15 protein-coding genes are annotated in these 16,596 nt (G+C 39.9%); 4 read left to right on the top strand and 11 right to left on the bottom strand.

Annotation, left to right across the window (positions count from 1 at the left end):
* Positions 1-172: 172 nt before the first annotated feature.
* Positions 173-2,905, top strand: coding sequence for a DNA gyrase subunit A (gene gyrA / locus FPL17_RS08390; RefSeq protein ID WP_159884457.1), 2,733 nt, complete (start codon positions 173-175; stop codon positions 2,903-2,905).
* A 45-nt stretch (positions 2,906-2,950) separates the two neighbouring features.
* Here the strand turns inward: gyrA and FPL17_RS08385 are convergent, their stop codons facing one another.
* The 8 genes from FPL17_RS08385 to FPL17_RS08350 form a co-directional block, all read right to left on the bottom strand.
* On the bottom strand, positions 2,951-4,597 hold the full coding sequence (locus FPL17_RS08385) for an ArnT family glycosyltransferase (RefSeq protein ID WP_159884455.1): 1,647 nt from the start codon (positions 4,595-4,597) through the stop codon (positions 2,951-2,953).
* Positions 4,598-4,611: 14 nt separating this feature from the next.
* Entirely contained in the window at positions 4,612-4,995 is a 384-nt protein-coding gene (locus FPL17_RS08380; protein WP_159884453.1) for a GtrA family protein, read from the bottom strand.
* Entirely contained in the window at positions 4,995-5,975 is a 981-nt protein-coding gene (locus tag FPL17_RS08375; protein ID WP_159884451.1) for a glycosyltransferase family 2 protein, read from the bottom strand. Before FPL17_RS08375 ends, FPL17_RS08380 begins: the two co-directional genes overlap by 1 nt.
* The gene (locus tag FPL17_RS08370; protein WP_159884449.1) at positions 5,972-6,766 is read right to left on the bottom strand and encodes a ChbG/HpnK family deacetylase; all 795 of its coding nucleotides are present in this window, start codon (positions 6,764-6,766) and stop codon (positions 5,972-5,974) included. The genes FPL17_RS08375 and FPL17_RS08370 overlap by 4 nt, the downstream gene beginning before the upstream one ends.
* A 117-nt stretch (positions 6,767-6,883) precedes the next feature.
* Positions 6,884-7,972 carry an ABC transporter permease gene (locus FPL17_RS08365; RefSeq protein WP_159884447.1) on the bottom strand — a complete coding sequence of 363 codons (1,089 nt, stop codon included), beginning with the start codon at positions 7,970-7,972 and terminating at the stop codon, positions 6,884-6,886.
* The gene (locus FPL17_RS08360) at positions 7,969-9,099 is read right to left on the bottom strand and encodes an ABC transporter permease (RefSeq protein WP_159884445.1); all 1,131 of its coding nucleotides are present in this window, start codon (positions 9,097-9,099) and stop codon (positions 7,969-7,971) included. The genes FPL17_RS08365 and FPL17_RS08360 overlap by 4 nt, the downstream gene beginning before the upstream one ends.
* 3 nt (positions 9,100-9,102) lie before the next feature.
* Positions 9,103-10,266 (bottom strand): HlyD family secretion protein, encoded by a 1,164-nt coding sequence (locus FPL17_RS08355; RefSeq protein ID WP_159884443.1) that lies wholly within the window; start codon positions 10,264-10,266, stop codon positions 9,103-9,105.
* A 12-nt stretch (positions 10,267-10,278) separates the two neighbouring features.
* On the bottom strand, positions 10,279-11,775 hold the full coding sequence (locus tag FPL17_RS08350) for a TolC family protein (RefSeq protein ID WP_159884441.1): 1,497 nt from the start codon (positions 11,773-11,775) through the stop codon (positions 10,279-10,281).
* 348 nt (positions 11,776-12,123) lie between these two features.
* Between FPL17_RS08350 and serC the strand changes: the two genes are divergently transcribed.
* Positions 12,124-13,203, top strand: coding sequence for a 3-phosphoserine/phosphohydroxythreonine transaminase (gene serC / locus FPL17_RS08345; RefSeq protein ID WP_159884439.1), 1,080 nt, complete (start codon positions 12,124-12,126; stop codon positions 13,201-13,203).
* Positions 13,204-13,278: 75 nt separating this feature from the next.
* On the opposite strand, the gene FPL17_RS18760 is transcribed toward serC, so the two are convergent.
* On the bottom strand, positions 13,279-13,422 hold the full coding sequence (locus FPL17_RS18760; RefSeq protein ID WP_005151747.1) for a hypothetical protein: 144 nt from the start codon (positions 13,420-13,422) through the stop codon (positions 13,279-13,281).
* A 35-nt stretch (positions 13,423-13,457) separates the two neighbouring features.
* Entirely contained in the window at positions 13,458-14,396 is a 939-nt protein-coding gene (locus FPL17_RS08340) for a hypothetical protein (protein ID WP_005211446.1), read from the bottom strand.
* Between the two features lie 233 nt (positions 14,397-14,629).
* Between FPL17_RS08340 and FPL17_RS08335 the strand changes: the two genes are divergently transcribed.
* Positions 14,630-15,100 carry a YaiI/YqxD family protein gene (locus FPL17_RS08335; protein WP_005151751.1) on the top strand — a complete coding sequence of 157 codons (471 nt, stop codon included), beginning with the start codon at positions 14,630-14,632 and terminating at the stop codon, positions 15,098-15,100.
* A gap of 7 nt (positions 15,101-15,107) precedes the next feature.
* Positions 15,108-16,001, top strand: a complete 894-nt coding sequence (locus FPL17_RS08330; protein ID WP_159884437.1) for a DMT family transporter — start codon at positions 15,108-15,110, stop codon at positions 15,999-16,001.
* Positions 16,002-16,014: 13 nt separating this feature from the next.
* Here the strand turns inward: FPL17_RS08330 and FPL17_RS08325 are convergent, their stop codons facing one another.
* Positions 16,015-16,590 (bottom strand): PilZ domain-containing protein, encoded by a 576-nt coding sequence (locus FPL17_RS08325; protein WP_005190032.1) that lies wholly within the window; start codon positions 16,588-16,590, stop codon positions 16,015-16,017.
* Positions 16,591-16,596 lie beyond the last annotated feature (6 nt).

Here is a 16,596-nt window from a genome sequence, read left to right as displayed (position 1 = left end):
TTATTGTAAAAAAATGCTATTTTTCAAAGTTTAAACTCACAGTTGGTTTGTCCTTTATGCTATAATTTTTCGCTGTATTTTTTATTTTTAGTTCAAGCTCTTGAGCTAAATTTTTGCAATATTTAAGACATAAAAACAGGTAGAACTCTCTATCTGTAAACAAGGAGTATGCATGAGCGTATCGGAAATCAGACCGATTGCCATTGAGGACGAACTCAAGCATTCATATTTAGATTACGCGATGAGCGTAATTGTATCTCGTGCATTGCCAGATGTGAGAGACGGTCTAAAACCTGTTCATCGTCGTGTCTTATTTGCGATGCACGAATTGGGCAATGATTATAACAAAGCGTACAAAAAGTCTGCTCGTGTTGTCGGGGATGTGATCGGTAAATATCACCCTCATGGTGACATTGCAGTATACGAAACAATCGTTCGTATGGCGCAGAACTTCAGCTTACGTTATATGTTGGTTGATGGTCAGGGTAACTTCGGTTCAGTCGATGGTGATAGCGCAGCAGCAATGCGTTATACCGAAGTCCGTATGCAAAAGTTAACCCATGAAATTTTGGCAGACTTAGAAAAAGATACTGTTGATTGGGAAGATAACTACGACGGTTCTGAACGTATTCCTCAAGTGATGCCGACACGTATTCCAAATCTTTTGATTAATGGTACGACTGGTATTGCGGTAGGTATGGCGACCAACATGGCGCCGCATAACATGACTGAAGTCGTGAATGCATGTTTGGCTTATGCCAATAACCCGAATATTTCTATCGAAGGTTTGATGGAGCATATTACGGGCCCAGATTTCCCTACAGGCGGTATTATTTACGGTAAGTCAGGTATTGTTGATGCTTATCGTACTGGTAAAGGCCGTTTGCATATTCGTGGTAAATATCACTTCGAAGAAGACCAAAAAACAGGTCGTACCACGATCGTATTTACTGAAATTCCTTATCAAGTCAATAAAGCAAGAACCATTGAGCGTATTGCTGAATTAGTGAAAGAAAAGAAACTTGAAGGAATTTCTGAGCTACGTGATGAGTCAGATAAAGACGGTATGCGTATCGCGATCGACTTGAAGCGTGGTGAAAATGCAGAAGTTGCAGTAAATAATTTATTTTTACATACCCAATTGCAAAACTCGTTCAGTATCAACATGGTCTGCCTAGATAATGGTCAGCCTAAGTTGATGAACCTGAAAGATATTATTGCGGCATTTATTCGTCATCGCCAAGAAGTGGTGACTCGTCGTACCATGTTCGAGTTGCGTAAAGCACGTGAGCGTGGCCATATCTTAGAAGGTTTAACGGTTGCTTTGGCAAATATCGATGCCATTATTGAAACCATTAAAAGCTCTGCTAATCCAGCTGAAGCGCGTGAGCGTTTACAAGCAGGCGAGTGGGCTGGTGGTGGTGTGGTTGCATTGCTTGAAAAAGCAGGTGCGATTTCTGTTCGCCCAGATGAGATTGAAGGTGAAGATCCAGCACGTCCATTCGGACTGGTTGGTGATATTTATCGCTTGTCACCTACGCAAGTTGCAGCAATCTTAGAATTACGTTTGCACCGTTTAACCGGCTTAGAGCAAGACAAGTTACACGCTGAATATACTGAAATCTTAGGTCAAATTGCTGAATTAACTGCAATTTTGAATGATTTCAATTTGTTGATGAATGTGATTCGCGAAGAACTTGCTTTGATCTTGCAGCAATATGGTGATGGACGTCGCACAGAAATCGTAGAGTCTGGTGTTGATTTCTGCCGTGAAGATTTGATCCCTGAAGAGCAGGTTGTATTGACTGTTTCTCAAACGGGATATGCGAAAACTCAACCACTTTCTGATTATCAAGCACAGCGTCGTGGTGGTCGTGGTAAGTCAGCAACTTCAATGAAAGATGATGACATCATCCAACATTTAATTGTGGCATCAAACCATGCGACGGTTTTATGCTTTACCAATGTCGGTAAAGTGTATCGCTTAAGAGTATTCGAAGTACCTCAAGCGTCTCGTGGTGCGAAAGGTCGTCCGATTATTAATTTGCTTCCATTGGATGCAAATGAAACCGTGACTGCAATCTTGCCTTTGACAGAATTCCCTGAAAACCATTATGTCTTCATGGCAACAGCATCAGGCACAGTAAAACGTGTTGAGTTGGGGCAATTTAGTAACGTGCGTTCAAATGGTTTACGTGCGATCGAATTGAATGAAGAAGACACTCTGATTGGTGTTGCAATTACCGATGGTCAACAGCAAATCATGCTGTTCTCGAACGAAGGTAAAGCAATTCGTTTTGCTGAAACTGATGTTCGTGCAATGGGACGTACCGCGAAAGGTGTCCGTGGTATGCGTGTAAGTTTTGCAAGCAATACCATTGAAGCTGATGATGCAGACGTTGAAAATGATGATTCGGATGATAATGATGATTCGTCAGATTCAAATGTGCTTAGCCGCATTGTTTCGCTTGTGGTTGTACCTGAAACAGGTGAAGTGCTGTGTGCATGTGCTAACGGTTATGGTAAACGTACGCCAGTAGATGACTTCCCGACCAAGAAACGTGGTGGTAAGGGTGTAATTGCAATCAAGACCAGCGAACGTAATGGTGAGCTTGTTGGTGCAGTATCTATTGATGAAAGCAAAGAACTCATGCTGATTTCAGATGGCGGTACATTGGTACGTACCCGTGCAGCTGAAGTTGCAACCACCGGTCGTAATGCACAAGGTGTTCGTTTGATTCGTTTGAGCGATGCTGAAACCTTAGTTGGTGTTGTTTCGATTGAAGCTGTAGAAGATGACGAAGAGTTAGATGCTACAGAAGAAGTAGAAACTACCGAGGTTGGTGAGGTTGCAACTTCTGAAGAAGTGGCTGTAGAACCTAAAGATGATACGCCAGAAGCGTAAATATTCTGATCATAAAAAAGGAAGCTAATGAGCTTCCTTTTTTATTTAAAAATTTTGGTTGATTAGAAATACATCATAGTTGCGGTAATGCAGAACTTTAACGTTGGGATGATCTGGTTTGTAGCCGCCAGGGTTACTCACAACAACTACTGGCTGGTTCTGTTTTAACATGTTTTGGAGCTGCTGCTTATTCCATAAATATTGTTTACGCTCAGGTTCAAATAGCAAGCCATCTTTAAGTTCTAAAGATGAGTTATCTGTTTTTACACTATCCCAATCATTGACAATATAAACTGGTTTTTTTAAGTCTAATAAAAAAGGAATGTCGTAGAAGTAATTGTAATAAAAGACCACATCTGATTTGGGATTCATCGATTTTGCAAAGTCGACTTGGGCAGCATTGTTCTTAGTGTCTAGAACGCGCACTGCTGCTGAAATAGACGTACAAAATAGAATTAAGCTTAAGAAAATTGCGGTTAAATAATCTATTTTCTTCAGTTTAAATAACAGCATTAAGCTAAAAGGAACAATGCATAGAGTCGTGCCAATCATGTAAATTTGAATAGCGTGACTGGTATAAAAAGCATGATTATTCTTTATGAAATGTGGCACTAAAATGATCCCAAGCCCTAAAATAAAGATAAAGGTAGCAGGACCCCAGATTTGAAGTTTGCTCTTATCAAAATTATCTAGAATAGGGCGTACTGTGACAGCTAGTAAAATGGCTAAAGGTGGTACGGCAGGGAGGATATAACCAGCTAATTTTGAAGGGGGGATGGAAAAGAAAATACTCACCGATATAAACCACCAGAGGCAGAGAGCGAGCAAAGAAGAAGGCAGTGATGCTTGAAAAATACGTTTTGAGAATCTAAAACGATTCACAAACAACCACGGTAAAAAGCTTACAAATAGAATGAGATAGTAGAAAAACCAAGGTTGCTTATTATTAAATCCATTCGAACTAAAACGACTAAATTGTTGATCAATGAAGAAATAATGTAAAAATTGCGGGTATTTTAATTGAACCAGATAAACCCATGGTGCTGTCAGAGCAAGGAAGAACAGAATTGCAAATGGGTTGAGTAAGGCTGGAATTTGTTTCCATTGACGCGTGTAGAGTAGCCAAGGCAATAATACTAGTCCTGGGATCAAGACACCGATTAGACCTTTACTGAGAAAGCCTGCTGCAGCAGCAAAGTAGCCTAAAAATAGAACGGTTTTTTTACCTGAAAGGCTAAAGTCAACAAAACTCAGAATACAAACGGTTATCCATGAAGCGACTAGTAGATCATGGTTGATATATTCACTACTGCCATAGAACAAAAGACTGGTTGCTAAGATAATAATGGTTAACTGAGCAATATGTTCCGAAACATGCTTTTTTAAAAAGATAAAAAGACTGATCAGCATTATACTGCCAGCTAAAGTAGGAATAAGGCGTAATACCCAAGGATGAAGGCCAAATATCTCCATAAAAGCGGTAGAGAGCCAATGTAATAAAGGTGGTTTGTGCATAAAAGGTAAGCCGTTAATACGTGGAATCAGCCAGTCTCCTGATTCAAGCATTGCGCGACTAATATCCCCATATCGTCCTTCATCTGGTACAGATAGTGGACGAATCCATGAGCTCATCAATAACCAAACGGGTAAAAAGATAAGTAAAAATTTAGATGATCGTAGCCATTGTTGCATATGTTGAATCCTTATTATTGAAATGCAAAATAACGGTTGAGCAAAAAAGTAAAAATTGAAGTAATGCCAATACTAAAAATAATCAGTATGGAAATAGGGGTATCAAGGTAATGGTGGCTGATTAATAAAACAGATTCATTCAACATGAATCCCAGTCCAGCCACGACGATAAACTTCTTCAGTGTTTCCCTATGCTTAAGGTGTATGGCTTGAAAAGTAAAAATACGATGACCAAAGTAGCTGATCCAGAAAGCCGTGAGAAAGGCGAACAGATTTGCATATTTTAGTGACACTTGGTATTGAGGCCGAATCAGCAATATCACAAGAAAATAGTGTGAAAGTGCTGCAATCAAACCAACAATACCAAAACGAAAAAATTGTAGGACATGAGTTTGCATTAGAGAGAAACTACATTATTTTGCTTATCATGTACGAAAGGTTTAGCATGGCTATGTGAATACTCGGCAGAAACAATATATTTGGGACGGTTTTTAACTTCCGCATAAATACGCCCAATATATTCACCTAAAATCCCAATACAGAGTAGTTGGATACCACCTAAAAGTGTCATTCCAGCAGCCAACGTGGCCCAACCAGGTACACGGATACCTTCAATCATCGTTTCAATAATGATCCAGACGCCGTAACTCATTGCAAATAGTGCAAGTAATGCACCGAGATAAATACATAAGCGTAGTGGTAAATCGGAAAAGCCAGTCAATCCTGACATTGCCAGTTGAAGCAAGGCTTTAAAATTAAAACTTGATCGCCCATGTTGACGCTGTTGCTCCGTAAAGTGGATCCCAATACTCTTGAAACCAACCCATGCATACAACCCTTTCATATAACGGTTCTTTTCAGGAAGTTTTCTTACAGCTTCAACGACTTTTGCATCCAATAGGCGAAAATCACCCGCATTTTCAGGGATGTTGACCGAAGAACTTAAATTCAAAACGTGATAATAGCCTTGAGTAAAGACTTTTTTGAGCCATGATTCTGTGCTTCGATCCCGAATGCCATACACCATGTCATAGCCATCTTTCCAGAGTTGAATCATGGTTGGAATGGCATTTAAAGGATGCTGAAAATCGGCATCGATCAATAAGGTCGCGTCGCCTGTAACGTAGTCCAGACCTGCACTTAAGGCTGCTTCTTTACCAAAATTACGAGAGAGGGTGACTATTCTTAACGGGTAGTCCTCAAGCATATGCTGTAAAATGACTACGCTATCGTCCTGACTACCGTCATCAATAATAATGATCTCGTAGCGTAAATTTTGTTGTTCAAGTTGTTGTGCTAAAGCTGGAATAAACTTTTTAAGGTTTTCTGCTTCATTGTAGGCAGGGACTACGCAAGATAGAAATGGACTGTTTATCATAATAATGTATCCATTGGGCTCAGTGAGATGTGATAGCGCTGACAGTCAGAATGAAATTGGGCTGAATTCAAATAATGGAATTCTTGAACGCGTGCAACTGAAATGGGGTCATGTTGATCAATTACTTGCGTAGCAGGGTGGCACATGATCAGTAAGTTATCCTGAGCCTGCTGCAACCACTGTTGATTTAAAAGGGCATAGTTGTTGGATTCAAAATTATAGACCCCTGCAAAATATCGATTTTGCCGAATGTTCTGTTGCTGGCATATTGAGGCTAGCGTAGCTGCCCCTAGTCGTGACAGTAAGCGAGTTTTAATCAAATAGTGCGGAGCTGTGATTGAGTGTTGTAGGTTTCTAATCCAACCTTGAAAATTTTGTTGTTTAAGGAAAGTAACCAAAACATCCCGAATGATGGGAAATTGGTGAATATGTTGATGTCCATCGATAAAGTCAGGTTGTTTCCCCATGGCCTCAACAAATGCATTCCACTGTTGTTCAATACTTTGTTGAATAAGTCTGTTGTCTAGCTGTCGGCTCCATGCTTTAAGCATTAATATTGGCAATGAGAATATTGTGCTTGCTGAGCTAAATCTATGGGTGAAATTTAGGTGTAAGCCGACATCAATATTATTGGAGATTGGCTTGAGCTGTTGTGCTGCAATAGGCCAATGCTCCGCTTGTGTCATGCAAGAAGTTGCATGTAAAGCACCTGTTTTGATGAGCAATAGAATCGCATCTGAAATCTCAGGATTCATTGCGAAGTCATCAGCGCAATAGCATACTTTGGCCATATCCATGCCTCAATTCAGATGGATTAAAAGGTAAGCCCAATTTGGCCTTACCTTTTAATGTCTACGATTGAAGCAATATGCCAAGAGATCCTTAATATCAACTTAAAGCGAAAAATACTATTTTTTAACCAGACGATAATAAGAAATTGCCAATAATATTGCAGCGACTGTCGTAAGATAAATTAGTTTTGGCACCACAATTGCGGTGGGAACACCCATCTGATTAAGTTGTACAAAGAGTTGTACCCCATGGGTTGAAGGCAGTGTCCATGCAAACCATTGCATCCAATGCGGCATGGCTTCATGTGGCCATGCGGTACCAGTTAATAAGAACAATGGGACAGAGGTCACCACAATTAAATGACCAACCCGTTCTGGCATATCAACCAGTGAACCGACCAACATACCCAAACCAATCACACAGCTGACATAGATTGGTACAGCAAGCAGCATGCCCCAAAAATTGCCCCCATGTGGATATTCATATAACCAGAAGGTAAAGCCAAATAAGTACAGGCAACCTAAACAACCTGTAGTAAAGATGGCTGCAAAAGTGGCCCAGAATTCTACAGGTTTTGCTACCCAGTCTTGTTCACGGTAACTGGCAATCAGCATCGCCAGACCGAGCAGAATAGTCTGGTGAATAATTAAACTGGCCACAGCAGGGAAGATATAACTGCCATAACCAGACATTGTGTTAAACAATGGAATTTGGTGGATCGAAAGTTCAGGCTCAAAAGCAGAGGCATTGCCGAACTTTTCTAAGTGCTCTTTTAGCGTATATTCAATAGAACCTGCTAAACCTACACCTACTTCTTTGGTTCGAATGAAATAAGCCGTGCTCAAGTACAGGCCAATGCCGCCCATTTCACCGCGTTTTAAACTATTGGTCAGGTTTTCTGGTAATAACAAAATACCTTCAGCTTGCTGGTTTTTCACCATGCGCTGTGCTTCAAGAAAGTTATCTGTCACAGTGATGATTTTGATATGCGGACTATTAGACGCTTGGCTAATGATTTTTGAGGTCAAAATGCTCTGTTCTTCATCCACAATTACAATCGGAATATCTTCAGCGGTTTGTGCTTTATAGGCAGTTGGATAGAAAAAACTATAGAGCAAGATTGCGGCAATGAGCGTGGTAAACACCGAGCTATTGGCAAAAATATTTTTAAAGGTCTGTAAGTAATAACTGAAAAATGACTTCATGAACAAAGCTCCTGAGTATTTTTCTTTAACAGACGCACGCTCAACGCAAAGAATAACCCTGCAAAGATCAGTAATATACCAAATGGAACCAATGAAACATAAATATCACTGCCAATAATCCATTGCTCGGTCTGCAATTTAGCGTAAGGCGTGTAAGGAATAATCATCGACCAAAATTGAGTAAATGCGGGTGCATTATTGAGTGGTAATGTAATTCCAGAAAAGCTTGGTGATGATCCACCGTAGAGTGCGATAAAACCAAAGGTTTTAGGTAAATTCTGTGTTGCCAAAACCACAGTACTGCTAATCACGGCATAAGCAAAATACAGCAAAAACTGTGCAACAAGGATCAGTGTAAGTGAACCCGCGATAAAGTAACCACGAATATGTGCGAGCCAGAACATCCAGCACCAAGTCCAAGCGCAAAAAATAAAGACATAGAGCAGGACTTTACCAAGTAGGCTAGAGATAATTTGTTTTGAGTTTACCCATTCACCGACAGTCTTGCGTTTAAATTCCTGCCCGATAGCAAAAGCCACGCAACAGCACAGTAATAAATGTAAGACTGCTGGCACCATAAAAGGTTCCAGAAACAGTTCATAACTCATGCTTGGGTTATATAGAGTTGAGATCTTGATATGCGGTGTGGGCATATCTAAATAGGGAATAGTATTAGCTAAATAGCTTTGCCCCATATAATCCGCCATACCATTCAAGGTGCTGATCAACATAGCAGAGGAAATGGTATTACCAATACTAAAAAAGGATTGGTTATAGGCAATGCTGATCTGAGCATCTTGCGCTTTGACCAGGCGTTGCTCAGCCCCCTCAGGGATCATCACGAATCCCCAAGCTTCGGTTTTATTGATGAGTCGTTCAGCTTCATCTTGGCTGGCAGTAATGGTTTTTACTTTCAAGGTGTGATTGATGCTGAGTGCATGAATCACTTTACGGCTCATTTCACTTTGATCTTGATCAATCACCACAATAGGTAAATGTTCCGCTTTACCAGCGGAAAACATACTGCCAAATAACAGAATCACTAGCAAAGGGGCAATGACCGCCATAAAGAGATCAACTTTATGGCGTTTTAAATAGCGCAATTCCCGCAGCATCACTGCAAACATCGCTTATTTTGCCTCTTCAATTTTAAATAACACACTCATACCGACTTTTAAATCTGGAATACTTTGTTCTGGTACAAGGTGAAATTTGAAACTGCGAATATCATAACCGCCTGTTTGGCGTGTAGTTTTGATGGTTGCAAAGTCACCTTCAGCATCAATATTTTTGACTTTGAACGTTTCTTTACGATTGAGTGCAGGAATAAAGCCTTCAATCGTTTTCATTTTATAAACAGAGCTATACATGTCTTCGCGGACATTTAAGCTGACCCACAAATCATGATCTTCGATAATACTGACCACAGGCACAGCTGTCGCAACCAGTTCAGTCGGTTTGCCATAGGTTTTAGACACAGTACCATCTGTTGGTGAATACAGTTTAGTTTCCTCAGTCAAGGCATTGGCTTCTTTCACCGCTGCTTGTGCCATAGCAACCTGTGCATCAGCCGTTGATTTTTGCTGTTCTGTACTGCCACGTTTGGCACGCGCATATTGTTGGTACGATGCCTCGGCTGTTTCACGTGCAGAGGTTTGTGCTGCAAGCATTTCATCTCGACGTTGGCGAGAAATCACGCCTTGTTGAAATAAGGTTTCACCACGCTTGTAGGTTGTTGCTGCTAATTCAGCTTGGGTTTTCATCGCTTGCCAGTTGGCATAGAGCGTATCGATATTTTCTTGTTGTGCGCCACGATACACGGTTGAATGAAAAGCGGTCGCACTTTGTAATGCGGCTTGTGCCTGTTCTTTTTTAGCCTCTAATTCAGGGCTGACAAAACGAACTAAGGCCTGACCTTTTTTAACGGCCTGACCTTCAGACACATAGAACTCCTCAATACGGCTCGGTACTTTGGTGCTGATATGTACAGTTTCAGATTCAACCCGACCTTGTAATTCAATGGCTTGTGGTTGATAGGCTTTCCATAAACCAAAGGCAATCAGACCTAAAAGCAAAATTAAAATAATCAGGCCGATGATTTTTGCCTTGCCTTTTTTTGGTGGTTCTGTCGGAGGCTGTTGTTGATTTGAGTTTGATGTCTCAGCTTGTGGCTGTGCGACATTCTCAGTCGCGCTCACTTGTGCTTGAGGTGATTCAGATACTTGAGTTTCAGTTTTGTTGTCCACTTGATCTGTATCACGTTCTGAATTGGATGATGATTGATCTTGGCTCATAAATTTCTCCAATTAACGGATATAGTCTGTACGTGGTTGATTAACATAAAGCTTGAACTCATCAATCGAACCATAGCTTTGTAATAAGGTGGCTAAAGATAAGATGTATTTATATGAATTTATCGCCATCTCACTTCTTAATGCACTGAATGCATTTTGTGCATCAATCACTTGAGTCGCCGTGCCCATACCTTCTTTAAATGAAAGCTGTTGGATACGTAAGTTTTCTTGAGCAGCTTTGGTGTTCTGCGTTAATAGTTGATGGCTAGTCTGAGACGCGTTTAATTCGCTATATGATTTGTACAGCACGTTTTCGACTTCTTGCTTGGTACGTTCGGTCATCAATTCTGCTGCATATTTTTTCAGTTCGGCAGCACGGATATTTTTGTTGTTATCAATACCCGAGAATAAATTGTATTTCGCCATCACGCCGACAATCCAATTCTCTTTATTGTCTAACCCATATTCACCAAAGGCAAAAACACTTGGTTTCTTCGCAGATTGTTGAACTTTGACATTTTCATTGGCAAGTTGGGTATCCATTTGCAGCTTTTTAATCAAACTGGAGTTTTGATCATAATTTGCAAGTAGTTTATCCAAAGAATGATTTTGTGCATTATTTACAAATAGTGGGGTGGTGAGGTTTAGGCCTTCTTTAGTCTGTAATAGATTTTTTAGGCTAAACTGGCTCGCTTGCAGATTCGACTGCGCATTTTGATAGGTGCGTTCTGCATTATTCCGCGCCACTTCAAACTGCATGCGTTGCCCTTTATTAATAAAGCCTTGCTTCTCTAATTTAAGTGCATTGTTATAGTGTTCTTGCATCGCATTCAAATTAAACAGGCTAGCGTTGAGTAACTGTTGTTGTAATTGCACATTAAAATAGGATTGAATCATCTCGAAGCGTTGTGAATCTTGTTGTTGTTTTTCGCTGATATTTGAGCGTTGTGCTTGAATCGTCGCAATCTGTTTGGCACTACTAATTTTCCCGCCAGTATAGAGTGGCATCACCATTGAAATTGAAGTGCGCACATCATGGTCTTTCACCGTGACATCCAGATTATTGGGTACCTGATTTAAGCCATCTTGGACAGTTTGATCAAAACCTTGGCTGACTTGATCAATCACTTCTGGTGGAAGCACATTACCCCATTGCGACAATTTATCATCAAAGCCCCGCGTGAGGGAGTTTTCAAGCCGACGTTTACTCGATTCTAAAGGTACGCTAGTTTCGCTATGAAATGAGTAAGCACGTGCATTTAAGTCGATACGCGGTAAACCTAAATGCTTGACGGCTTCCATTTCAAGTTGTGAAGCTTGCTGTAGGGCCTGCTGTGCTTGCGTCCCGTAAGCATTTTCCACAACATATTGTTCAGCTTCGCTATAACTTAATGTTTGTGCAGATAATACTGTTGAAAATAGGGCACAGCTGATCAGGCTTATACTCAAGCTTAACTTTCTGGGAAACCGTTGGACCTTAAAACTCGGTCGATCATGTCGTTTCAACATAGGGGTAGGTCGCAATTTAATAATATCCTGAGGTAGTCTAAATTCTTTTTATAAAATTAAAATATTATGTTTTTAATTAAATAGTTATATCGCTTGGTTTGGTGTAGTGAATTTGTAAAAAGTAGAGTTTTTAATCTAATTAAAACGGGTGAAATTATGGTTTTTTGAACGAGTAAATATGAGCTGGTTATTCAACTAAAAATAAATGTAATGACAAAGACATGATAGAAAAATTAATACTATTTTCTCAATCAAATTGAAATATTTACTGGATAAGCTGCTGCAAGCTTCGCCAATCTATGGTTAAATTCCCATTCCAATTTGTTCCACTTTAACAAGGGAAAACTCATGCGTGCTTATAATTTCTGCGCTGGTCCTGCTGCATTACCTACGGCTGTTTTAGAAAAAGCTCAACAAGAATTGTTGGATTGGCAAGGTAAGGGTCTGTCGATCATGGAAATGAGTCATCGTAGCAATGACTATGTTGCTGTGGCAGAGAAAGCTGAAGCTGATTTACGTAAGCTCATGAATATTCCAGAGAACTATAAGGTCTTGTTTTTACAAGGTGGTGCATCCTTGCAATTCTCAGCGATACCTTTGAATCTGTTAGGTAAAAATAATAAGGCAGATTATATCCATACAGGTATTTGGTCTGAGAAAGCACTCAAAGAAGCAAAACGCTATGGTGATATTAATATCGTTGAAGCGGGAACTTTAATTGATGGTAAACATGCCATTACTGAACAAAGCAGCTGGAATCTTTCGGCTGACGCTGCCTATGTACATTATGCAGATAATGAAACCATTGGTGGTCTACAATTCGCGGGAATTCCAGATGTAAACGCACCATTGGTGTGTGATTATTCATCTAGTATCTTGTCTGCACCTTTAGATGTCAGTAAGTTTGGTCTGATCTATGCGGGCGCGCAAAAGAATATTGGCCCAGCAGGTTTAACTATTGTCATTATTCGTGATGACCTGTTAGATCAAGCAAAACCTGAGATTCCAAGTATCTTAAAATATGCCGATCAAGCCAAGAATGGTTCAATGGTGAATACTCCTGCGACTTATGCGTGGTATTTATCTGGTTTAGTATTTGAGTGGTTGCTTGAGCAGGGTGGGGTAGATGCGATCTATAAAGTGAATCAAGAGAAAGCAAAACTGCTTTATGGTTATATTGATTCAAGTGATTTCTATAACAATCCAATTGCCATTCCAAACCGTTCAATGATGAACGTACCATTCACTTTAGTTGATGAAGCACTGGAAAAGACCTTCTTAAAAGAAGCAGAGCAAAATCATTTGTTAAACTTAGCAGGCCACCGCTCAGTTGGTGGTATGCGTGCAAGTATTTACAATGCAGTCCCATTAGCAGGTGTGCAAGCGCTTGTAGACTTTATGGGTGAGTTTGCAAAACGTCATGGTTAAGCCATAATACGTAGCTAAAATAAAAGCCCTCAACATTGAGGGCTTTTATTTTTGAATAGGGTAGTGGTCAAAAATTTAAAAAAAGCCAATTTGATGAAACATGAGTGCTGCTAAAAACATACCAAGTAAAAAAAAGCAAAAAGCACCAACATCAAGTTTAAGACCTTGATCACTCGAGTGAATCAGACTGGTGGTCGTTTGTTCTGGTATAATTTTCATTAGAACGCCTAAAATGCCATTTATGTGATTTTTTGTCACTTATGTGCAGTTTTAGCATAAATATTCGCCTGAATCCATAGGTTACCGCGAATATATTGGCCAATGTTAAAGTTTTTATACAATTCATTCTTCGTTGCAATACGAATCAGGATTGCGGGTAAATCATCTTCTAATACCAGCGTCACATCATAAAGGGTATATTCTTCCTGCATAAACTGCATAGAAGTTTTACCTACGATATTACCTTGGAACCAAGCTTCATCTTCTTGACCTAATGTTTCACCAAATAAATAGGCCACCATTTTAGAAAAGTCGACAGTGACAGGTTCTTGATCTTCTGGTGTTTTTGGTTGCCAGTCATTAATCAATTCTTGTAAATTGTCTGGGGCAATTCCATTATGTTCAGTCAAAATTGCATTTAATGCGCGGTGATGTTTAATTGAAGCTGGATCATCAACAATGATTTTCTCATCAGCCGAAACCGTTTCTAATTCATATGCCCAAGCATTAAATTGAACTTGATAGGTTTGATTTTTGTCATATTGACAGCTATTTACACTGAATAAATTATCAAATGCATAAATAATGGTGTTTTTATTTAAGTTCAAACGTAATACTGCCTGAGTTGAAGAATCACAGGTAATAATTCGCTCGATTTGCGCATCATATTTATATGGGCTATCAAAACTGGGAAATGCTGTTTTTAATGCACGGGGTTTTTGATCTTCAACCGCAATAATTTGATTAATCGAAACAGCTTCGCCACTCGGACCTTGAATCAGCCAGAATGATTGATCCATTTCATGTTCATCCTGACAGAGACCCATCGGCATTACTGGTGCATCAAGAGCCAATCCTAACCATTTGGGAACATCCGTTTCGGGAGTATCTGTCAGTAAGTTCCAATGCTCGACATGATTACCGAAATTTTGATCTTGAATTTTAATGATTTCTGGACTGTTTTGATTTTTCATAAAGCGTAATGCTAAAAAGATTGAACTTACTCTATTAAATCGAGGGTAACTGTCATATTTCAAGTCTGAATCTGTAATTCTCTACAATTAATTTACTTTTTAGCTCGAAATATCAATATGCTGATTAAGTATGTCTTACAAGAACTGTCGATGTGAATAGTCAGATGATCTTCACTCTACTTTTCCAGTAATCTGTTACACTATATTTTTTACTTTCATGAGCTCTTGCCAACGTGCTGCCATTCAAATTGTGGGTAGATGCTGATGCTTTGCCTAAAATTTTACGTGAAGTTATTCTACGTGCTTCTGATCGTTATCAACTTGAAGTTATTTTTGTTGCCAATCAAAATGTTGGCATTACGCCGTCACTGCGGATTAAATCCATTCAAGTGATGAGTGGTGCCGATAAGGCCGACCAAGAAATTGTAGATCGGATGCAAGAAAATGACATTGTCATTACACAGGATATACCACTTGCAGCACAAGTGATTGAAAAGGGTGGGATCGCGATTCATCCGCGTGGTGAGATCTATACCACTGCAAATGTAAAAGCGCGTCTACATTTGCGAGATTTTATGGATACTTTACGTGGTGCAGGTGTGCAAACCGGTGGGCCGCCTCCGATCTCAGAAAGAGACAAGCGCGAGTTTTCAAGTTCACTGGATCAGACCATTTTAAAACAGAAACGTAAAACAGCTTCTTGAGTTGAATATGCCATCACGTATTAACTTAATGTTCACTTATGGATTATTGGTATTCATTTGGGCAACTACGCCTTTAGCCATTGTGTGGAGTGTTTCTGATTTACATCCCATGTGGGCATTGTTGATTCGTTTTTTTATTGCCTTACCTTTGGCTACAACCGTTTTATTGCTATTAAAAGTAAAATTTCCAACACATAAAATTGCCTTATTAAGTTATGCCGCAGGTTCATTAAGTCTGATCGGTTCGCAAATCTTTACTTATGCGGCAACTGCTTATCTCAGTTCGGGACTGATTGCGTTGATGTTTGGTTTGGCTCCGATTATGGCCGGCCTGATTGGTCGATTTGGCTTCCAGCAAAAACTGGCGGGTTTACAGTGGTTAGGTATGGCGACATCCATTATTGGGTTAGCGATGATCTGTCTCAGTGGCAGTCAAAAACATGTGCAACCGCTGGGTATTGTTTTAATGCTGATCAGCGTTTTTTCATACTCTCTATCAATTTTTCTGGTGAAAAAAATTAATGCTGATTTACCTGTGATGGCACAAGCGACAGGTTCAATTCTAGTTTCAACTATATTGGCAAGTATGTTGTTACCTTGGATTTGGCAATATGCACCCACGCATATCCCATCTGCTAAATCACTATTGGCACTGACCTATACGATTGTTATGGCATCTCTGATTGCGATGTTCTGTTACTTTAAACTAGTTCAAAATCTTCAAGCCACGACCTTGTCCCTGACGACAGTGATGACGCCAATGTTGGCAATCTTGATTGGGGCATACCTGAACCACGAGCAATTGTCAGTTCAGGTATTTGTTGGGGCAAGCATTATTCTCTTTGGTTTATTTCTCTATTTCTTTAGAGATCTACGTGCATATCGTCGATTAAAAGTATAAGCGTTAAGTGATCTTAGCTTGCTTGCTGGCTTTGTTGAACGCTGGCAGCCAATTTTGCACGATCTTGCGGGTTCAAAGTAATGAAATAGGCGCCGATACGGAACTTACCTTGTTCATCTGCACTACTATGTGCCACTTGGGCAGTCGCCGCAATATGGAAGAAGTTTTCAGGGTGACTCAAGGTGATATGAATATAAGTACCTTCATTAATATCTTGTGTACTGAAGAAGCTTAATCCGTTCTCTGAAAAATTCACCTGTTCAGGTACTGGCAACAAGGATTGCACGATATTGTCGTAAAAAGACCCTGTAATCAGATTCAATTTCTGGTTAAAAAGGGATAAGATGCGAGCAATTTGTTGATCTTTTTCATTTAATTGTTCTAATTCGTAGCGAAACGCGTGATCAAATTGATCTAATTCTGCAAGTAGTAGAAAATAGCGCGGTAATACGAAATGAGAGTCATAAGGATCATTCAGCGCAACATCATCTGGAATGATTTGATAGTTGATTCTCAACACGGCATCAATACGAGACATCACTCGACGTTCAGTGTTGTCGTCAACAAGATGATGTTGTGAATTTTCCATAATAAA

Origin of the sequence: Acinetobacter dispersus (assembly GCF_009884975.1) — a bacterium.
Classification (GTDB): domain Bacteria; phylum Pseudomonadota; class Gammaproteobacteria; order Pseudomonadales; family Moraxellaceae; genus Acinetobacter; species Acinetobacter dispersus.
This window is presented reverse-complemented; position numbering and strand designations above follow the sequence as displayed.